Source organism: Adhaeribacter arboris (assembly GCF_003023845.1).
Taxonomy (GTDB): Bacteria; Bacteroidota; Bacteroidia; order Cytophagales; family Hymenobacteraceae; genus Adhaeribacter; species Adhaeribacter arboris.
The window spans coordinates 5,560,529-5,580,057 of record NZ_PYFT01000001.1 but is presented as its reverse complement, the minus strand read 5'-3'; the positions used below and the strand labels follow the sequence as shown (position 1 = coordinate 5,580,057).

General features: G+C 38.4%; 19 protein-coding genes. 12 read left to right on the top strand and 7 right to left on the bottom strand.

Translation table 11 applies throughout. The annotated features are described in order from the left end of the window. Window positions 1-1,334: 1,334 nt before the first annotated feature. Window positions 1,335-1,664, top strand: a complete 330-nt coding sequence (locus AHMF7605_RS31210; RefSeq protein WP_106932286.1) for an IS1 family transposase — start codon at window positions 1,335-1,337, stop codon at window positions 1,662-1,664. Here AHMF7605_RS31210 and AHMF7605_RS30635 read toward each other — a convergent pair. The 5 genes from AHMF7605_RS30635 to AHMF7605_RS22700 form a co-directional block, all read right to left on the bottom strand. After that, the gene (locus AHMF7605_RS30635) at window positions 1,644-2,039 is read right to left on the bottom strand and encodes an integrase core domain-containing protein (RefSeq protein WP_158267595.1); all 396 of its coding nucleotides are present in this window, start codon (window positions 2,037-2,039) and stop codon (window positions 1,644-1,646) included. The two genes, AHMF7605_RS31210 and AHMF7605_RS30635, sit on opposite strands and share 21 nt — an antisense overlap. Beyond that, window positions 2,026-2,244 carry a DDE-type integrase/transposase/recombinase gene (locus tag AHMF7605_RS30630; RefSeq protein WP_158267594.1) on the bottom strand — a complete coding sequence of 73 codons (219 nt, stop codon included), beginning with the start codon at window positions 2,242-2,244 and terminating at the stop codon, window positions 2,026-2,028. The genes AHMF7605_RS30635 and AHMF7605_RS30630 overlap by 14 nt, the downstream gene beginning before the upstream one ends. A gap of 546 nt (window positions 2,245-2,790) precedes the next feature. Beyond that, window positions 2,791-3,450 (bottom strand): ankyrin repeat domain-containing protein, encoded by a 660-nt coding sequence (locus tag AHMF7605_RS22710; RefSeq protein WP_106932284.1) that lies wholly within the window; start codon window positions 3,448-3,450, stop codon window positions 2,791-2,793. A 264-nt stretch (window positions 3,451-3,714) separates the two neighbouring features. Continuing rightward, window positions 3,715-5,658 (bottom strand): DUF3857 domain-containing transglutaminase family protein, encoded by a 1,944-nt coding sequence (locus tag AHMF7605_RS22705; protein ID WP_106932283.1) that lies wholly within the window; start codon window positions 5,656-5,658, stop codon window positions 3,715-3,717. A 4-nt stretch (window positions 5,659-5,662) separates the two neighbouring features. After that, entirely contained in the window at window positions 5,663-7,639 is a 1,977-nt protein-coding gene (locus AHMF7605_RS22700; RefSeq protein WP_106932282.1) for a DUF3857 domain-containing protein, read from the bottom strand. Between the two features lie 204 nt (window positions 7,640-7,843). On the opposite strand from AHMF7605_RS22700, the gene AHMF7605_RS22695 reads away from it, so the two are divergent. The 3 genes from AHMF7605_RS22695 (at window position 7,844) to AHMF7605_RS31205 (ending at window position 8,896) form a co-directional block, all read left to right on the top strand. Then, window positions 7,844-8,137, top strand: coding sequence for a transposase (locus tag AHMF7605_RS22695; RefSeq protein WP_106932281.1), 294 nt, complete (start codon window positions 7,844-7,846; stop codon window positions 8,135-8,137). A gap of 42 nt (window positions 8,138-8,179) precedes the next feature. After that, complete coding sequence (locus tag AHMF7605_RS22690) at window positions 8,180-8,422, top strand: hypothetical protein (protein WP_106932280.1); 243 nt, start codon at window positions 8,180-8,182, stop codon at window positions 8,420-8,422. A gap of 366 nt (window positions 8,423-8,788) precedes the next feature. Further along, window positions 8,789-8,896 (top strand): IS3 family transposase, encoded by a 108-nt coding sequence (locus AHMF7605_RS31205; protein WP_146153653.1) that lies wholly within the window; start codon window positions 8,789-8,791, stop codon window positions 8,894-8,896. Window positions 8,897-9,393: 497 nt separating this feature from the next. Here the strand turns inward: AHMF7605_RS31205 and AHMF7605_RS22680 are convergent, their stop codons facing one another. Then, on the bottom strand, window positions 9,394-11,460 hold the full coding sequence (locus tag AHMF7605_RS22680) for a ComEA family DNA-binding protein (RefSeq protein ID WP_233219223.1): 2,067 nt from the start codon (window positions 11,458-11,460) through the stop codon (window positions 9,394-9,396). A gap of 53 nt (window positions 11,461-11,513) precedes the next feature. Next, window positions 11,514-11,786: a hypothetical protein gene (locus tag AHMF7605_RS22675; protein WP_106932277.1), complete on the bottom strand. Its 273-nt coding sequence runs from the start codon at window positions 11,784-11,786 to the stop codon at window positions 11,514-11,516. Window positions 11,787-12,110: 324 nt separating this feature from the next. On the opposite strand from AHMF7605_RS22675, the gene AHMF7605_RS22670 reads away from it, so the two are divergent. The 8 genes from AHMF7605_RS22670 (at window position 12,111) to AHMF7605_RS22640 (ending at window position 19,517) form a co-directional block, all read left to right on the top strand. Next, the gene (locus AHMF7605_RS22670) at window positions 12,111-13,337 is read left to right on the top strand and encodes a site-specific integrase (RefSeq protein WP_106932276.1); all 1,227 of its coding nucleotides are present in this window, start codon (window positions 12,111-12,113) and stop codon (window positions 13,335-13,337) included. A 9-nt stretch (window positions 13,338-13,346) separates the two neighbouring features. Beyond that, window positions 13,347-14,066 (top strand): hypothetical protein, encoded by a 720-nt coding sequence (locus AHMF7605_RS22665; RefSeq protein WP_106932275.1) that lies wholly within the window; start codon window positions 13,347-13,349, stop codon window positions 14,064-14,066. Between the two features lie 84 nt (window positions 14,067-14,150). Then, on the top strand, window positions 14,151-14,549 hold the full coding sequence (locus AHMF7605_RS22660) for a hypothetical protein (protein WP_106932274.1): 399 nt from the start codon (window positions 14,151-14,153) through the stop codon (window positions 14,547-14,549). Next, complete coding sequence (locus AHMF7605_RS22655) at window positions 14,546-16,084, top strand: DEAD/DEAH box helicase (RefSeq protein ID WP_106932273.1); 1,539 nt, start codon at window positions 14,546-14,548, stop codon at window positions 16,082-16,084. The genes AHMF7605_RS22660 and AHMF7605_RS22655 overlap by 4 nt, the downstream gene beginning before the upstream one ends. Continuing rightward, on the top strand, window positions 16,071-18,221 hold the full coding sequence (locus AHMF7605_RS22650; RefSeq protein ID WP_106932272.1) for a VapE domain-containing protein: 2,151 nt from the start codon (window positions 16,071-16,073) through the stop codon (window positions 18,219-18,221). The genes AHMF7605_RS22655 and AHMF7605_RS22650 overlap by 14 nt, the downstream gene beginning before the upstream one ends. 313 nt (window positions 18,222-18,534) lie before the next feature. Continuing rightward, entirely contained in the window at window positions 18,535-18,897 is a 363-nt protein-coding gene (locus AHMF7605_RS22645) for a VRR-NUC domain-containing protein (RefSeq protein WP_106932271.1), read from the top strand. Beyond that, a complete protein-coding gene (locus AHMF7605_RS29915; protein ID WP_158267593.1) occupies window positions 18,894-19,031 on the top strand; it encodes a hypothetical protein in 138 nt (45 codons plus the stop codon). The genes AHMF7605_RS22645 and AHMF7605_RS29915 overlap by 4 nt, the downstream gene beginning before the upstream one ends. Before the next feature lie 24 nt (window positions 19,032-19,055). Further along, entirely contained in the window at window positions 19,056-19,517 is a 462-nt protein-coding gene (locus AHMF7605_RS22640) for a hypothetical protein (RefSeq protein WP_106932270.1), read from the top strand. Window positions 19,518-19,529 lie beyond the last annotated feature (12 nt).

Below are 19,529 nucleotides of genomic sequence, written 5' to 3'. Positions count from 1 at the left end.
TTTTTTATTTGGGTAATAGTACTATAATAGCTAGCCTGATCTTTAATCGTTGCTTTGCCCGCCTCATTAAAGTAGATCGTCTGACTAGGTTGTGCCAGAATAAACTTAGCCGAGCAAATAAGAAGGAAGAATAAAAGAAATCGTAAATAAACCATAGTAAACTTATAGTAAATATTGAAATTTTTATGAATACAGGTGAAAGGGGTAAAAGCAGACGTTTTTGATAAAAAGGCTTATTTAGTTGCTTGGAGTAATCCGCTATTGCGATAATAGTATTTATATGATTTAACAACATTGCCTCTCCCATCTTTTACTAAGATTAACCGACCAAGCTCATCATATTTGTAATAGGCAATTTGGTTATTACTACCCATTACAGAGGAAATACCAACTAAAAGATCGTGGGTATACGTTGTCATGAAGGCTCCCAACCTAAATTTACAGAACTAGCTTCTTCACTTAACTTAATACAGCAGCATGATACGCTAGAGAGATGGCCACAGTAATGTTACCGCTTTCAATGGTATACAGAGGTACATCAATATTTAGAGTTCCTGAATAGTTACTAACTGGAATATCCCCGAACTTCATCAATGCAGCAGCATTCGGAGAGGAAGGTATAGTTGTAGAAGTTTTAATTTGAACCCAACTTATTTTAGAAAAAAGCAACATAATACGATATATAAAATTAAAATCTTATGTATTGTTAAAAGTATCTTCATAAAGAAAAATAGTAAAATTTACCTATCAGCTAGTTATACAATATGTATTTCCAAAAACTATGCAAATATAACTATTACTGCATAAATTAACATAATAATGTTTATTATATTATATAATTATTTTTATATTACAACTATATTTTAAACCAGTTTATAGAAAATTATATGATAATAGATTTTATAAAAATAACATCTATTATCATATAAAATAATAGATTACATCATTTATGCGACAGTTACTAAATTAAAAATGTAATAATTTAAAATTTTATAGATATTCGAATCAATCATTCTAATTTTAAATATTTATAACTAAACACATTAATATAGAATAAGTAAACGATTAAGCTTATTATATAATATACAGTAAAAATCAAGTACATATATTAATTTATTAAGTAAGTAAAAAATGAACTTTATTTATTCAATTTAATAGGAAAATCATCTTATTATCTAAAGCTTAGTATTTACATGATTCTTTAATTATAATTTTTTATTCCATGTATTACTATACTGACGTTTGGCTTATGATAGACCAGCATTATAAACCCGTTCAGATAGATGAAGTGTGGAGTTTTGTCGGTAAACGCAATAAAGGAGAAATATTAGTTATTGTATGTCTGTTGTCCTGAAACAGACCCAATACTAACATATAGTTGTGGTAGGAGGAGTGCTAAAACAGTTCGGGAGTTGGTCAAAAAGCTGGAAGCAGTAAAATTAGAAGAGTATTGCACCAATCATCGGAAAGCCTTTCCGAAAGTACTATCCTCAGAAAAACACATTATCGGAAAAGCGTATATTAAAATTATAGAAGGTCTGAATATCTGTATTAGGACTAGAACCAGAAAATCTGCGCGAAAAAACAACCGACTTCTCCAAAAAGAAATTAAATCAATTGGCTGTAATGGTTCCATAGATTCGCTACAGTTTAATTACTTTTAAAATTGAGATTTGCTCAAGTTTAAGGAAGTAAGGCTTTTTTTCTAAACTTAGGAGGTTGCGGTCTTTTCGATAACTTTGTTCCCGGATAGGTTCTTTAACAGAGTCATATTTGGCTTCTACATCCTCCCAAAAAGAAGTTAAGGCAGATTTGCTACAAACAATGTTCATGGGTGTTTTACCTTTTAAAGAACTATGCTGCCAATACCAATTATAATGAAATTGCCGTTCCTCCATCCTGCCATTTAAGTTCGGGACTTTTAGGTTGGCTGCTACGTAAAACTCTTGCAGGTTCATCTGATGGCTCCGTTCCACTTTTCCATTCAGATGAGGAGAACGCGGCTTAATAGACCTGAACTTAAGACTATACTCCTGCAACTTCTGTTGAAAGAGAGAAAAATTCCTGTCCTCGGTCCGTCTGAACCCGCTGGATAAGAAAAGGCATTTGTTCCACCACCCGCTCCAGAAAATTAATAGAGTTTTTAGCCGTTCTTCGGGAATAAATATGAAGTACCCGGAAGCGGCTACAGCCGTCAATAGCCGTATACTGATAAATGCTGGTGCTTATTTTGCAAAGATCCATCTGAACCTTTTCCTCGGAATGTCTTTGGCATAGCGTTTAAGCAACTTCCGGTCATATCTTTCCAGAACTCTGGCAACTGTGAAAGCTGATGTTCTAATTTGATGGTGTTGCCACAGGTGAGAGCAAATCCGGATTTTGCCGAATCGGTATACATCCCTTACAGCAAAAATAAGAATAATGGTTTCATGATCTAGTTTCTGCGGCCTTCTGGAACGGTCTGCTAATCCTTCTTGGAGCAGGCGTTTAAGCTACCGTTGGAGGGTAGCGCGGGTAATACCACAATGACGAGCAGTCTTGCTGATTGAAATTAATTGTTCATAAATTCTTATCCAGTACGCTCGGGCTTTCTGCGTTGCTTTTGTTTTTACATAACTTCACCAGCCCTCAGCTTTAATAATAGTTACTATGGAAGATTATGTCAACTAGTAAGACTGTAGCGTATCCCTTGAACCTTCACACTTTAGAAACAAATACAATTCTATTTTAAAGGAAATACAATAGAGCAAATATATTCTGACTAAGTTTTAAATTCCGAAATATCTAAAGTTAACCGGCCACAAACATATGAGCGGCTTCCGTATGTTTACACTTAAGAGCAATGTCCATAGCTGTTTCACCGCTGCTGGTAGTGGCGTTGATATCGGCTTTGTGTTCCAATAAAAGTTTAATCATTTCCGCATCACCGCTCTGGGCAGCAGCATGTAAGGGCGTGAAGCCATGTTGCTGTTGGGTATTTACTTCGGCGCCATTCTCCAATAAATAAGTAGCAATTTCAAGACTGCGAGCCGCAACTGCCGAATGCAAGGGTTGTACTTGCCAATCATTTTTGGAAGGTTGATTTATGTTGGCACCTTTTTCAACTAATAATTTTACGGTATCAGCATGACCAAAAAAACTGGCTAAACCCAAAGAACTAAATCCATCGGGTGAGATAGCATTGAGTAAATCTGGTTGATTATTTAGTAGTTCCACAACGCGCTCGTTCACTCCTAAAGCAGCCGCTTCAAAAATAGTAAGCTCGTAATTAGTGTTACTTAGTATAGCCTCCAATAATCGTGGATTGCGTTGATAAGTAGCTAGCAAAACCAAAGATATTTGATTTTCAGTTTTTGCCTCGATTAAATTCGGCTCAGCTGCCAATAAAGATTTAACCTTCGCAATATTACCGTTCTTTACGGCTTCTAATATTTCGGTTTGAGTAGACATAGCAGAGCAAATTATTTTTTATACCGTAAATAACGAATATACCGAATTTTGTTTTCAATAATTTACAATATTGCTCTTAACTGTTTATTAAATGCAGAACTTTAACTTATAATAATTAGCCAGTAAAATTGAATAGAGCATTCAGGTAAGTTGAATATTTGAATTTTTCGGAATGTGCCCTTTAAATAAAGCAACTTAATATAAAATAAAAAAGCTTGTACCCTTATGCAGATACAAGCTTTTGTAATGGATGGAGAAGTTTTATTATTGTGGTTTATTACTTAATAAAACAACCTGCATTTTATCGGCTACAGCTACCTTTTTATAGAAGTTAATTAACTCCGTGTAGGCTGTTTTGGGATAAGCGCCCTTGTTCATCAGTAATTTACGCGTGTAAACCAAGGTATTTTTGTCAGCGGTAATAGTGGCCGTATATTCTCCAAAAGTAGATTTTATAGATATTTTTTCCGGTAAATGCTCGATTTCGAAAGCACCCGTAGGTAAATGGTACCGAATAGTATCTGAATCACAGAAGGCTAACCGTCGCACTATTTCTGACTCGCGATTTTCTAATTTTGGAGGAACGTGCCGGGAGCGATTAAGCATATTAACATCCAGGAAAAGCCTTTTACCACTAACAGTTGCGTATTTGTTTGCTTGCAGTAATACCTTCTCTTTAACTGCAGGTACCTTATTTCTCTGCGATTTAAATTCAAATTTGTTAATATTAAAGTTTGCTAACGAGAAATTGTCGTAAAGCCATTTCTTTTGCTTTTCGGTTGTTTCCTGCATGATACTACTTACTTCGTCTTGCTGCAAACCTGTATAAGTAGTATTTACTTCGACAGTAGCATTACCTTCTTGGTCAAGATCAACTAGAACAGAACGTTGCTGTATATTATGTTGAGCTTGGTAAGTGGGCGTTTTTACTAATTTCCCACCTTCAGGAGTGATGAGCAACACATGCCGGTCGCTGGTAAAACTTCCCAGATACCCCATAGATTCTGTTTGACTGGTACATTCTAGCCACATGGTATCTTTGGGTAAAGGAACACTTAAAATTACGTGGTTAAACTGAAAACTTGGAAAATCGGTAAGAATATCAGATTCATTCCGACCTGACATAACCAATGCTGCATGAGAATCTATACCTACCGCTTTAAGCATAGCTTTCATGTAATTGGTTAGGGCTTTACAATCGCCATAGCCATTCTTATCTACTGTTAAGGCTTCGAATGTTTGTAAACCGCCAATACCTAACTGAATACCAACGTAACGCGTATTGGCTTGCAGATAATCATACAATTTCTTGACCTTACCCTCCACCTCATTCTCATTCTTAACAATTTCTTTTAATTTGGCTACGGTTACTTCCGGCAGATGATCCCGGTCTTTATTCAACTCATAATACCAATTACCAAATGCTTGCCAACTCTTCATATTACCCATAGAACCACTTAGTTCAAATTCGTTCGGAGCAGTATAAACAGCAGACATTAATTGGCTAATCGGCAAACTAAATGGTTCAATTTCTTTAGCGGGTAAGTTTGTTAGTGACCAGTTATAAGTTTTGCGGTTTGCTTCGTTACTCGTTGCCGCGGCCTGATTGATATTCACTTCTTTATACCGAAGCTCCATATCGGTTGGTAAACTTATTTGGAACGTAGCTTTCTCTAGCGCGAGATTTTCATCGTCTTGAGGCATCCAATCCGGATAACCAAGAATGCCATTCAAGTTTATTTCATTTTCAAACTCTACAGTATACGGATAGCGAGTGTCCTCAAAACCAGCAACTTTAGCACGATTATCCTCATACAAAGAAAAATTGGAAGTGGTGGAAATATCTTGTAGATCAGAGTTCTTTAGCTTTTTAATCAGCTTACCATCAGCATCGTACAAATTACCTTTTAAGTACCCGAATTTTACAAATTTATCATAGCCAACGCCGCATATCCGGTAATTCTTGGCTTTTTCATTGAAAATGGTAACTACATAATGTACCTTTTTTATTGCCCGACCTGGACCTAACACAGTGAAAGTTGTTTCGTGCAAACGAATAACGGCGTTTGCATTTTCTCGTAGTGTCGCTGGAATAGCACTTACCTCATATTTACTATCAGCTGCCAAACTGAATGCATTAGTAAGAAGTACTAAAATAAGGGCAGTAAAAATTGCTCTGCCCCAATTTATGCGCATTTCTGATTTCATTTGCTTAGTTCGCGTTCTTCTTTAATACAATCTGTTCGGATTGTTTGGCTACAATCTGATTATAGAATTCTTTTAAGTAAGGATATTCTTCTGCCAGAAATTGAGGCCGGTTTATCACCACTTTACTCAGCACATTAATAGTACTGCCCATGGTGGTTACGCTATAAATAAAGCTTCCGCCATTTTCGGGTAAAGACACCTTAGCACTTTTAGGTTGCTCTTCCACTGTATAACCATCCGGAATGGTATAGGTGTACATATAGGTTTGATCAATAGGCGTAGTAAAGTCAATAGGAAATTTGCGAGTTTCGTGCTTAAACGGATTTGCTTTCGTTGCCGCGTTTTGAAGGGGCTGCAAGTAAATGATATTGGAAGGCTGAGCTTGGTTGGTAGTAGCTATCTCGTAATCAATAATAAGTGGCTCTAAAGATGGCGTTGTATTTTTTAGGTTGATATTTTTAATTTCAAAAAGATCAGAGGCTTTCTTTAAATTATCTATATACTTCTTTTCGCCGTCCTGAGAAATAGATTTACGATAAGTGAATGCATTATGGCCGTTTCGGATAACGTGTACGGCGCCACTAATAGAATTGTCTTGATTAATCACTAATTTGGAGTGGTGAACAAACGAATCTTTTGCTTCAGATTGTAATACTACCCAGTCGGAATTAGTAGCGGATATTAAGCGGCCCACTTCGTTTAAACAACGGGTTGGCAGTACATTTAAGGTCCCCATTGGTTCAGTAGCATCAAGTAAATACACCTTGTCGCCTATTTTAGCATGTGCAATGGTATAGTTAAATTTAGTTAAACTCGGATAATAAGGATTAACTCTGCCGTGACCACGGGTACTTAAAATAAGTGGGTTAGCTTCTATGTCTGCTTCTTTTAGCATAGCAGTTAATAATAAATTAATTTCGGCAGAAGAACCCACTTTCTTTTCTACCAATTTACCAAAGCTTTGACTAGCAAAAAGCCGATTTGCATCGTTCCATTTAAAATTAGACCGTACATAATCAAAAATAGCTTCCAACCGTTTAATTGGATCAGTGCTCTGCGCAAGTACAGGAGCCGTTAAACTTTTTACAACAGAACTTTTCTTTATGCGGCCACCAAAGTTTTCGCTGGCAAGCAAATTAGTAGTGATTTTTTCCCAACTATTATTAATGGGACGTACAAAATCACCGGGGAGGCTTATTTGACCTAATTCAAATTCGATGCGGGCTACATAATCTTTAATGCTGCCCATATAAGGTTCTTCTTCAATGGCCGGAACGTCTTTCATAGCCCAAATATAACGCGTACCCGAAGTGGCTAAAGTAGAGGATAAACTAACGTTTATTGGTTCTGATTTAACTATGTAAAAAGCTTCGTAGCCTTGGGTAACTTTTTTATAATCGAAATATTGCGGAAATTCTGCTTTGTATTGGCTGTATAATACAGGGATAGTTCGCTGAAATGTCCAGTTAGGAAAATCGAAGAAATAACCCGATTTAATCCGGTAACTATATTCTATTATGGAACCCTCTTTTACATTGGGTAAAGAGAATTTTTGATTTGTCCAGACGTCATCTTCTTTTTCGGTAAAAATGGCTTCTTTCGATAACTTATCGGTAATAATTTTACCGTCAACCAAATTGTACGTATTCCCTTTAAGATTCATTACCACTTCTCGATCAGCATTAGAATTACCGTAAAGGGGAATGGTTTCGGTGGCCCATTCATAACCACTCTTTTTAAGAATTTTTATCCGGACATGGTGGTCAGAGTATAAAACCAGACCGGAGGCATCTACGGAAAACTTTGATTCTCCTACCTCAAACAATACCACGGCACTTACGCTGGTGTCTGCACTGTAAGGAGTTTTTTCAAAATCTTTAATGTCTATCTTGCCAAATTTAGGAATTTCTACGGGTAACTGGCTAAAAGACCAAAAAGAGCTGCAAAATAGAATTAGAAAAAAAGGTAGACGTTTTACCATACGAATTGTTTTAAAATGGAAGATTAGTTAAATAAATGAGGTTTGATTTTGGAAATATATAAATATATTAATTTATAAATATCATGCCAATAGTGAGAAACTATGAATGATTTTAAGTTAATGAGTAATTAACCTAAAGAGTTGCTACCTTTGGCTGGAGAGAAAAAGATAGGCAGGTTTGATGAAAGTATTAAATTTGACTAGATGAGTAGACGAGTATTTAATACTGCTTTTAAAAAAATGGTCGTGGATCTTTCTTATGCCAGGAATTCAGTTAAAGGGGCGACTGCCAAGTTGGGCATTAATCCGGGCCGGATAACCAAATGGAGCCACCAGCAACAAAAACCTGGGAAAAAAACTGCTGCTGGCCTCACCGAAGAACAAAAAGAGATCCGTCGGTTACAAAAAGCACTGAAGGAGGCGCAACTAGAGCGCGCCATTTTAAATAAGGCAGTTAGCCTCTTCTCCAGGGGAGACGGGCGATATATGGATTCATAAAAGCGCACCGGAATCAATTCTCCACCAGAGAAGAGGTGCCAGGTGCTCCGGGTAAGTATCAGTGGCTTTTATTATTGGCTGCAACACCCGGTTGATTTAAAAGCCGGAAAGGAGCAGCAACTGCTAGCGGCAGTTAAGAAGGTATACTGGCAGAGTGGCGGCTGTTATGCTAGCCCTAAAATGCAGTGGATTTGCAGAAAGGCATTAACCAAGAATAGCCCGACTGATGCGCAAACACGCTACTCGCAGCATTATCCGCCGGAAATATCGGGTGCGAATCACTGATTTTAAGCATAGCTTTGCCTTAGCAGATAATTACCTGAATCGGAATTTTTCCGCTACCAGGCTGGCGGAGAAATGGGTATCTGACCTGACTTACATTAAGACTTAGGAAGGCTGGCTTTACCTGAAGGCGGTACTGGATCTGGCTGATAGGAAAGTAGTAGGCTGGGCCTTAAATAATACCATAGAAGCGGAAGTAACCAGTGTGGCTGCCTAACAGGTGGCGGTGAGAAACAGACCAACAATCCAATCGCTCTTGTTTCATTCTGACCAAGGCATGCAGTATAATACCTGTCAGCAGTTCAGAAACCAACTACAAGGCAAGCCAGTGCGGCAAAGGATAAGCCGTAAGGGCAACTGTTGGATGCTGTGGCTGAAAGCTTTTTCAAATCGATGAAAGCCGAGTTAATCTACCATCGGAAATTTATTACCCGGAAAGAAGCCCGCTTGGCTGTTTTTGAGTATATCGAGGGCTAGTATAACCGAAAAAGGATACATTCGGCTTTGGGATATTGCAACTCCTGCCACTTTGAAAGTTTATTCTAACAACAAATAGTAGCCGCTTAAAAAAAGCCTCCAGTAAACTGTTGCATTGCCCCTTTCGTACCAATAAAACGCTCAGTTTACAGCTTTATTACAAAACTAATATAGGCTAATGTTTTTTCTCAACTGCCAGAACTAAGCCCAAGGCATATGTCTTAGCTAAAGGTGGGGTTAACAAGTGGATAACTGGGCGAGTTAACCGCAATTACGTCTCTTAATGATAGCGGCAGCTATGTTAAAATTTAATGAATTTTTTTATTATTGATTGGTTTTCATAAGGGGAGCAGACATTGGCGCTTTTGCAACTCGCTTTTATTAATCTACTTTTAGCAAGAATAGTTACCTAGCTTGTTAAAATACTATTAGGGTTTTTAGTATAAGAAGTAGATACTTTTTCACTATCAAAAAGTATCTACTTCTTAGCAATAGTATTAATTAAATCCATAACGAACTTGTAAACGAATGTCTTCTCGTTTATGTCCTTTGATTTCTTCTAAACCTGATCCAATAGTTTCCTGATGACGGTAATTAGTATTTGAATATTTAATCCAGAAATCAAGATTAGGACCCACTTTAAATTGGGCTAATACATAATAATGTGCTCCTAATCCACTCAGAGCCGGCACCGAAAAGGCATACAATACATCTCTTTCAATGGTATATTGGCGGTTATCATAATTATCCGTGTCGAATAAACCATACCGAGCGCTTAGCTGCCATCTTTTTAAATCAAGATTAATATCCTGAGCCATGAAATATCCTTGGGTAGTGGTTCCAGCTAATGCAAAAGTACTGTGCTGGATACGGGACCGTAAATTAACTTTTGCGGTGGGAGTATAATCCAGGTAAAGTAAATAACTGTTGTGTCTTGCCTGACTTACAAAATCAATTTGCTGGTTTAGTAACGGAGCATTACGGCCTTTCTTTTCCGAACGAAATTGCACGTACAACAAAGCCGTTTTGCTTGGGCGATATTGCAATCTTACTAAACTTTCGTGCCCGTAGGAAGGGGCATCTACCCGGTATTTTAACCACGGAAAAATAAAGGCGTCGTAATAAGCAGTAATTTCCCACGGAGTTGTTGGTTTTATCTTTACTCCAAAATACCAGCCTTGCTCATTATTATTCCGGGTGTTTTCCCCAAAAGCAGTGCCATAAAAGGAGTAAAACCTCCGGCTGTAATTCCGGTAAAGGATGGAAGCTTCCAGACGAGCCGATAAGCTTGCCAGTAAACCATTTACAGTTCCCCAACCACCCGTAGAGGAGTAAGCTGTTTCACCAAATAAGTTTATATTATGCCAATTATATGAATAATGCGTCCCTAAGTTGGTAAGTTGTCGTCCGGCAAACTCAAATTGATTGTAGGTTCGGGACAAGGGTTTCCTGGCCACATTATAAACAGTTCGGAGAGCCGTTATACCAATGGTAAACGGCTGATTCTTAGTCCGAAACAAAAGATTACTCCCGGCTACTTGCTCCCTTAACTGATGTTTGGCAGCAATTTCGGAAAGAGTGCGGTGAAAACCCGTTGTTTGAATAGACGAAAAAGAAAATTCCTCTAATCCAGTATTAGCATCGAGAGTATCCAGCCCACTTTCCACGTTTCCATCAAGTTTTTTATTAGAATAAAAAGAAGTTAATTCCCATTGGTGCCACGAGTAGGTGAAAGCCGCTCCCCGCAAAAACGAAGCTTCTAAAACAGAAGTATAGGGTCGGATCCCCAAATTACTCCGGCGCAAGGTAGTAATGGTTTCGGCTCCTTTACCTACCCCAAAGCCGCCCGCCAATAATAGTCCCTGCCCAAATTGAATTTGATAATCTCCCAAAGCCAGGGTTTTAAATTTACCTTGGTTATACAATTGCACATGCGCCGAGTAAAAGTCCAGACCATACCGTTGAGAGTTCGTATTCCAGATAAATTTTTCTCCGGCATCTTTTTCGGCGGTAAACCCCACACTGTAATCCCGGGCATGACTGTTGCGGTAACGAACTAAAAACTTATCCGGTGATCCTTGATATCTAGAGGCGACATTACCCATACTGCTAGTATCCGCCAAAGTATAGCCTTTTTTTTGCTGCAAAGAACGATCATAGCGAACAAGCAGATATTGGTTTTGCTCCTGCCGCATTCGTAACCATAGCGGCTTTAATTGAGCAAACAGGTTGCCTTCAGGAACATCTACAAATGGTAAGAGTTTATAAATAGTTTGTACATCAAAACTTGGTACCGCTTGTAATTCGTAAATATTTAATAATGGGCTGTTCTGCTTCCTATACTCAAAAAAGTTGTTTACTTGAGCCGGCGACAGAATAAACAGTGACTCTAATTCTTCGCGGGTAGTTTGGTTGAGATTAATTGGTTGCTGGTAATATTGTAAAAGATTTTCGTAAATATCTTCGTAGACCAGATTAGTATTATCAGGCTGAGCCAACAATTCTTGGGCAAACAGTTCCAAGTTAAGGGTTGGCCGGGGAACATCCTGGGCAGAGACAACCACACTTTTTGCTATTAGAAAACTAAAAAGCAATGTTATCAGCCACTTCTTGCTGCTTAATTCCATTTATATGAAATAGCTAATTGGTGCAGGTTACCTAACACGGTTTGTCGGCCGTAGGCATAATCGAATTGAAGTTGTTTTGCCTGAAAGCCCGTGCCAAACGAAAATTGTTCAGTAGCAGTAGCAATTCCAGCACGTAAGCTAAGCTTAGCAATTAATTTATACTCCAGACCTACTTTTACATTAACCGGGTAATCTAAGTGCTTCTCGGCTTCCGTTACTAAAAGCACCGATGATACAGGCTGGTACGATAACCCAGCCCGCATAACAGTTGGCAAACGCTCATCAGTATACTCGGCTAATTTCGCCTGATTAATATTGAAAACCGAGGCAGCAAAAATTAAATGAGGAATTACTTCGGATTGTCCGCCCAGAGAAATAGCAACCGCTTGTTTACTACCAACTTCTTCTATATGCGTTTGCAGTAGGTAGATGTTATTTTCTTTTAATTTCTCCTATTTTCATTTGTTCGCATAAAGCAATATAAAGGCTAATTATAAGTAATTTATAATGCATTTAATACTTTCCATTTTCGTTTATTTTCTTATATTGTGTGCAAATTGTGTGTGCAACATTGTAAGAAACTAGTTATGTTTGATTACTCAGATAGTGGTGTAACCATAGCGGCCATGATAGACAATAGAAGGGCAAATAAAGAAGGCCTATATCCGGTAAAAGTAAGAGTAACTTTTAAGAGAGAGCGTAAATACTACTCTACCGGGAAGTGGCTTACTTTAACCGAATGGGTAAGGCTACCCGATGCTAAAAGCAAAAAGCTTTCTGATCTTAAAAAAGATATTCAAGTGGCATTCGATAAGATTAAGCAGGCAACCCGGGATTTAATAAAAGATGATCTATTTACTTTTGATTCTTTAAATATAAGATTAGGTAGCGCTTTAGGCCTTTCGGTTAATACTGCCATAAAAGCCAGAATAGCAAGTATGTTGGAAAATAACCAAGTAGGAACGGTTGCCATATATAAATCAGCGGAAGTAAGCCTTACAGTTTTTGCCGGTAATAACATTAAGTTTAATCAGATTACTCCAGATTGGTTGCGGCGGTTTGAACGGTATATGTTAGATAAAGGAAAGTCTTACACTACTATTTCCATGTATTTGCGGTCTTTACAGGTAATTGTTAATGAGGCTAAAGCAGCCGGCATTATAAAAGCTAACCAGTATCCATTTGGAAAGGGTAAATATGAAATTCCTCAATCTGCCGGCCGTAATATTGCTTTAAACTTAAAAGAAATAGCCAGGATTGTTAATTATGAGTGTAAAAACAGTAAACAGGAGTTATCCCGGGATCTATGGTTTTTCTCTTACTTATGTAATGGGGCAAATATGGCTGACATTTGTCGTTTTAAGTTCAGTAATATCCGAGGTAATGAGATTGCGTTTTACCGGCAAAAAACAATAACTAAAACCAAAAAAAAGAAGCTTATCCTAGCAATAGTTACCCCACAGATGCAAGCCATAATGGATAAATGGGGAAATAAGTCCAATAATCCAGATGATTATATCTTTACCTTCATGAAGGGTGGAGAAAGTGCCATTGAAGAAAAAAAGGTTATTTCAAATCTTATTTCCTTTATGTGCCACCATCTTCAGATTATAGGAGCAGCTTTAGGTATTAGTAATCTATCTACCTACACAGCCCGGCATAGTTATGCCAGTGTATTAAAACGGTCTGGTGCTAACATTGCCTTTATATCGGAGAGCCTGGGTCATAGTGATCTAAAAACTACAGAAAACTACCTTGCATCCTTTGAGCAGGAAGAACGGGCTAAGAATGCGGCTTTATTAACTAACTTTTGATTTATATACATGACGAATGTGATAACCTCAGATGATGAGCTTGAAAAACTTCAAGCTGATTTAAATTATGAAAATCTACGGGAACAATCTGACTATGAAAGAAATATAAACCAGTGGAAAACCGAGTATGAAAGAATTTTAACGCGTTACAGCACAAATTCTACTCTTGAAGAATTGAGGTTGTTTGAAATCCAATGCGTTCAAATAATAACTAATTTACAAGGATACTTTGATGAGCATCCTACGCCTTTTCGAAATGCAGTGGAATTAAATCAACTTATTATAGAAAATCGAAATGTTTATATTAATCGCTTTAAAGATTTGCTATATGCTATTGAAAAAACAATACAGTATAGAGAAAATAAAGTTACTCCTCCTCGAAATAGCGAAAATACAAGTACCAAGAAAGAGGTTTTATTTGAAGACTTTTTAACTGAAGAAGGAAAAGAAATCTTACCGGCTTTAATTAAGGAGTACCAGAACTCTGACCCGCAAGAAATATTTTATATGTTGTTAGCACTGGAAGAATTTGAATTAATAACGAAAAATTATACCAAGAACAAAACACGTTTAAATAAATCTTTAACTCAATGCTTCGGTAAAATAGGCGAGAGACAAGCTTATGACAGATATTTCAATAATGTAAGTAGAGAAAGCTTGTTCGATAAAGAGGAAGAGATGTTTAATGCTCATAAAAGAATTATCTATAATTTACAAAAGCCCAAATAATTGCTTTTTAGTTGCAGCAACTTATTAGCAAAAATCGCAACTTAAAACCGTTGCAATTTTGGTCTATACTTAAAAAGATAGGCCATGATAGACAACCCATTCGCAGTATTAGAAAGAAAGTTAAACCGGATCGAGCTCCTTATAGAAAGCAAATTTATACCTTCGGCGCCGTCCCAAACAGACCGGTGCAATTTTGAAGAAGCATTAAAATTTTTAAACGAACAAGGGTGTACAATAAGCGAATCCAAATTCAGAAAGCAATGTGCAGCTAACGAGGTACCCCTTAAGTGCTTCGGTTCCCGTTTAGTATTTTCCCGCAAAGACCTTCTTAACTGGATTGAATCTCAATTATTAGAAAAATCTAATAATCAAGATATCGTTTTATCTTTAGCAAAGAGCGCTCGTGCAAAACAAAAAAATAAGGCTGTGCACCACCACAGCCTTAATCTAATAATATTCTTTAACGCAGCAGTAAAGATATGAAATTCCCTCTATCTAACCAAACAATTGAAAAGAGTGATAAGGAGAACACTATCATTCCCCTACTTGCAAAAGAAAAAAAAGACCCTTCTATATTATCATTAAGACCCTACCAATCAGAAGCCATTTTGCAGTTACGAGGAGCTTTTCGTTCGCAAAAAAAGAAGGTCATTCTGTGCTTGCCCACCGGAGCGGGAAAAACTTATACCTTTAGTGATTTAGCCAAAAAAACAATTGATAAAGGAGGTAAGGTATTAATCCTTACTCACCGGGTAGAACTACTAACTCAGGCCAACGGTGCTTTATCGAAAGTAGGTTTAAACCCCTTTATTATTCAGGCAAATTGCAAGCACATTCATCCCTCCTCATGTTACGTGGCAATGGTAGAAACGCTCTACCGTCGTTTACAAAAGCCTGAATTCGTTCAAGTAATTGGTAATATAACGCTGATAATTATTGATGAATGCCATTTAGGTAATTTTCGTAAGGTTTTAGAATTATTTCCGGATGTCCATATTATCGGCGCCACGGCTACCCCGATTTCATCTAAGAAGGAATTTCCTTTGAAAGACTTCTTTGATGAAATAATTGTGCCGATAGATATTCCTTCTTTAATCCTAATGGGTTTTTTGGCATCCGCCCGGACATACGGGGCAATAGAAGAAGTATCGAACCTGAAAACTAAAATGGGAGAGTATACGGATGCTTCGTTAATGGGTGCTTTTGATAAGAAGCTCATGTATGATGATGCAATTAATCATTATAAAGACTTTGCCCAAGGCAGAAAGGCCATTTGTTTCAATATCAATATTGAACATAGCTTGAAAATGCGGGATGCTTTTCGGGATGCCGGTATCCGTTGCGAACACTTAGATGGAGAGATCTCGGAAACTGAGCGTAAAAGAATTTTAGCTTCTTTCAAGAAAGGTGAGTTTGAAGTTTTGTGCAACGTGGGAGTGCTTACCACCGGATTTGATGAACCTTCCATTTCCTGTATTATCGTTAACCGGGCCACTAAAAGCACTTCGCTTTACTTTCAAATGTGTGGCCGGGGCAGTCGGATTCTGGAAGGGAAAGAAGATTTTATCATTATTGATATGGGTTCCAATTTCAAAGAGCATGGGCTTTGGAATGAGCCGGTAAACTGGAAAGAACGCTTTTTAAACCCCAAAAAACCAAGTAAAAACGCCGGAGTTGCCCCAGTAAAAGAATGCCCGGAATGCAATGCCATTATTCCGGCAGTATCCAAATTGTGCCAACACTGTGGGTTTAAATACACTAAAGAAGTAGAAACTAAAGAGCTACTTCGATCTGCCGGCTTTGTGGAAATTACACCTAGCGATTTAAATAAGCCGGCAAACAAAATGAGTGTGCGTGAAGTAGAAGCATTCCGCCTTTTGAGGGGCTATAAAATAGGTTGGGCGGTGCATCAACTTCGGGAACGGGGCCGCACGGCCCTAGAAGAATATGCCCAATTGAAAAATTATAAAGCGGGTTGGGTAAACCATCAAATGGAAGAAGAATATGTTAATATCTAAGTTTAAATATCTTACCGAAACTTTAAGCCCGGAAAACATCTCTTTCATAGATTTTTTGGACAGCGTAAGAAATGGGGAATGGGAAGATTTGCTGCATCGCGTACGGACGGAACCCGACCAGGAACGTCGCCAGGAATATAAGAAGAAACTGCCTTACGTCACCATTTCAGGTACCTTCTGCCCGCGTAACGAAAAAGGCTTACAGGAACATTCCGGCTTATTGTGCATTGATTTTGATGATGTCCAAAATCTGAATCAAACCAAACAAAATATAATAAGCGACCCGTTTATGTATGCCTGTATGGTTTCAGCTTCTGGCCGGGGTTTAGCGGCTATTGTGAAGATAGATCCCAAAAGACATCAGGAGGCTTATTTGGGATTAGAAAGTTATTACTACAATAAGTATTCGCTCATCGCCGATCCATCCTGTAAAGATGTTTCGCGACCTCGCTACGTAACGTATGACCCGGATGCCTATCTGAATCCCAATAGTCAAAAGTTTACGACTTACTTACCTAAGAAAGCACAGCCGAAACTAACGACTTTTATTTACTCTAATTCGGATTTTGATAATGTCATTCAGCAAATAGTAGATAATAACTTGGACCTTACGGGCGATTACCACCAATGGCGCAACATAGGATTTGCGATTGCTTCGGTGTTTAAAGAAGCGGGCGAAGAATACTTTGTGGCCATTAGCCAATTCCACCCCAAGTATAATTACGAGCTAACGGTTAAGCAATACCGCTATTGCGTTAAAAGTAAAGGCGCCGGCATTACTATCAGTACCTTCTTTTATTTCGCTAAAATGGCCGGCTTACAGATTATATCGGACCGGACGCGGGTAATTGCGACCGCTGCGAAGCAGGCCAAAAGGAGCCGCCGCGATGAAGCCAGTGCCATCAATATTTTAGAGCAGTTTGATGGCATTTCACCGGAAGAATCGGAGCCGATTGTTAAGCAGGTATTCAGTCAAAATATAGATACCCGCGATGAATCCGATCTTCCATTAGTCGAACAAGCGGAATTGTTCTTAAAAACAAACTACTCCTTTCGCCGCAATGTGATTACCCGCTACATCGAGCACCAGGGTAAAGAACTAACGGCCAAAGATTTAAACAGTATCTACTTGCAAGCCCGGAAAGCGGTTGGTGATTCACTTACTTACGATTTGTGCGATCGGCTCATAAATTCGGACTTAACGCCGGACTACAATCCCTTGATTGAATTTTTTCAGCGCCACCAATATGACCCGGCCGGAGGCAATATTGATAAATTGATTGGTTGTATTCGGACAGACAACACCTTCGATATTAAGCCTTACATAATGAAATGGTTAGTAGGTATTGTGAGTGCCGCTCACGGTAAGCACAGTCCCTTAGTGTTGGTTTTAACCGGGGGGCAGGGTTCCGGTAAAACGGAATTTTTCCGGCGCTTGTTTCCTCCGGGCTTGGCGAAGTATTATGCGGAATCTAAACTAGATGCCGGGAAAGATGATGAATTATTGATGACCCAAAAGCTGCTGATTATGGACGATGAAATGGGGGGCAAGTCCAAGCAGGAAGCCAAACGCTTAAAAGAACTTACTTCCAAGCAGACCTTTTCCCTGCGGGAACCATACGGACGTAACAACGTGGACTTGCAGCGTTTAGCGGTGCTTTGTGGCACGACCAACGACACGCAGGTACTTTCCGACCCGACTGGCAACCGGCGCATTATTCCGGTTAATGTGCTTTCTATCAATCATAAAATGTACAATGAAGTAGATAAAACGGCCCTTTTTGCCGAAGTCTACCAGCATTACATTTTTAACTATCCTTGGCATTTAAGCAAAGAGGAAGTTGCCTTATTAAATGGGCAAACCTCCGAATTTGAAGAAGTTTTTACCGAAAAAGAATTAGTGCTGGAATACTTTGATAGGGTGGATGATGAAGGTTTTGTAGGCTCTTTAGATAAGCAACGTCGCTCTTTATCTTGGATTGCCAGTTGGTTAACGAAGCATACACAGCACCGGATAGATAAGCGAAAATTAAAATTAGGCATGGAGCAGCTAGGGTATGTTTATAAGCAATATAAAATCGCAGGCGATAAGCTTTGGGGATTTGAATTTAGGATTAAGCAAGCGGCAACCGCCTAACTAATTTGGTACTTTTGGTACTTTTTAAAATAAAATGTTACCGATTTTATGCCCCTAACTAATTGGTAATTAATAATATAAATATAAGTACCAAAAGTACCATATAATAATCTATTAAACGTAAGCAAATGCAAAACAGGCTCAAATAACTAAATATATAGTTTGAACAGGCATATAGTATATTCCTATAGGACTTTTGAGAAATAAATTTTGGTACTGTTAAAAACAGCCTTTTAGACAATGATTATCAAGTAGTTGCGGGTACTAATTTGAAATGGTTACTTTTCTGGTACTCCTTTAAAATATTTATAAAATGCAAACCAAACAATCAGAAATACAATTACAGGCTTCCGTATTTCAGCGTCTTTGGAACGAATACCCGCAAACTCGGTACTCCTTCTTTGCCGTACCGAACGGCGGTACCCGGAATTCAATAGAAGCAATGCAGTTGAAGGCTTCCGGCTTAGTACCAGGGGTAGCAGACACTATTCTTTTGTGGCAAGGGAAAGGCTACGCCGCCGAATTTAAAACGCTTACCGGCAAGCTGAGAGAAGCCCAAATTAAATTCCGGGAACAATGCGAAAAACAGGGTATCCCTTACACCGTTATCCGGACAGAGCAAGAATTTTGGAACTGGATTTTACCCATTATTAATCCTTTAGAACAAGCATCATGAATAAGATACGCACCTGGATAAAGCAGTACTTCTGCCGGCATCCGACTAAGAAAACCATCCTCGTTTATTGGCCTGATCGGTACGAAGAAGAGATTTGCCTTCAATGCGGCAAGCATATTTATTCAGATATATAACTACCCTAAATAACCTTAAAAATTATGTATTCAGAAAACAAATTACCACAGCCCACTACCATTGAGCAGAAGTACGGCGCCTTATTAGGTATTATGACCGGTATAATTGCTAATGAGGAAATAACGAGTGACTCCAATAGCTTAAAGGTCCTCATTGCTACTTTGAAAGACAACACCTCCAATGAAACCGAACAGTTTGTATTAGACCAAGCGCAAGAGTATAAAGAAAAACCCGAAGTGTTTCCATTTGGTGATTTATCGCACTCTCCTGGGTGGGCTCTTCAGAACCAAACTTTAGAGAAAATTATTCCTCAGGAAGTAAGCACAAAAATCTTTGATCTATCTCTACCCCACAGTGAAGTAGATATAATCGTGGATGCTCTTTTCTTTTATCAATCAACCATGCAGGAGCATTTAACCGGAGAGGAGCACCAAAGATTTGAAAGTATCTATAGTAAGTTAGGCATCGTGTCGAAAGAATACTGATAGTTAGTCTCC

Excerpts from the sequence above, each read along its gene's own strand:
- AHMF7605_RS30630 (WP_158267594.1), bottom strand. The coding sequence starts at position 2,244 with ATGGATCTTTGCAAAATAAGCACCAGCATTTATCAGTATACGGCTATT.
- AHMF7605_RS22675 (WP_106932277.1), bottom strand. The coding sequence starts at position 11,786 with ATGCGGGCTGGGTTATCGTACCAGCCTGTATCATCGGTGCTTTTAGTA.
- AHMF7605_RS22665 (WP_106932275.1), top strand. The coding sequence starts at position 13,347 with ATGACGAATGTGATAACCTCAGATGATGAGCTTGAAAAACTTCAAGCT.
- AHMF7605_RS22660 (WP_106932274.1), top strand. The coding sequence starts at position 14,151 with ATGATAGACAACCCATTCGCAGTATTAGAAAGAAAGTTAAACCGGATC.
- AHMF7605_RS29915 (WP_158267593.1), top strand. The coding sequence starts at position 18,894 with ATGAATAAGATACGCACCTGGATAAAGCAGTACTTCTGCCGGCATCCG.
- AHMF7605_RS22710 (WP_106932284.1), bottom strand. The coding sequence starts at position 3,450 with ATGTCTACTCAAACCGAAATATTAGAAGCCGTAAAGAACGGTAATATT.
- AHMF7605_RS22695 (WP_106932281.1), top strand. The coding sequence starts at position 7,844 with ATGAGTAGACGAGTATTTAATACTGCTTTTAAAAAAATGGTCGTGGAT.
- AHMF7605_RS22705 (WP_106932283.1), bottom strand. The coding sequence starts at position 5,658 with ATGAAATCAGAAATGCGCATAAATTGGGGCAGAGCAATTTTTACTGCC.
- AHMF7605_RS22700 (WP_106932282.1), bottom strand. The coding sequence starts at position 7,639 with ATGGTAAAACGTCTACCTTTTTTTCTAATTCTATTTTGCAGCTCTTTT.
- AHMF7605_RS22645 (WP_106932271.1), top strand. The coding sequence starts at position 18,535 with ATGCAAACCAAACAATCAGAAATACAATTACAGGCTTCCGTATTTCAG.
- AHMF7605_RS22640 (WP_106932270.1), top strand. The coding sequence starts at position 19,056 with ATGTATTCAGAAAACAAATTACCACAGCCCACTACCATTGAGCAGAAG.
- AHMF7605_RS22670 (WP_106932276.1), top strand. The coding sequence starts at position 12,111 with ATGTTTGATTACTCAGATAGTGGTGTAACCATAGCGGCCATGATAGAC.
- AHMF7605_RS22650 (WP_106932272.1), top strand. The coding sequence starts at position 16,071 with ATGTTAATATCTAAGTTTAAATATCTTACCGAAACTTTAAGCCCGGAA.
- AHMF7605_RS22655 (WP_106932273.1), top strand. The coding sequence starts at position 14,546 with ATGAAATTCCCTCTATCTAACCAAACAATTGAAAAGAGTGATAAGGAG.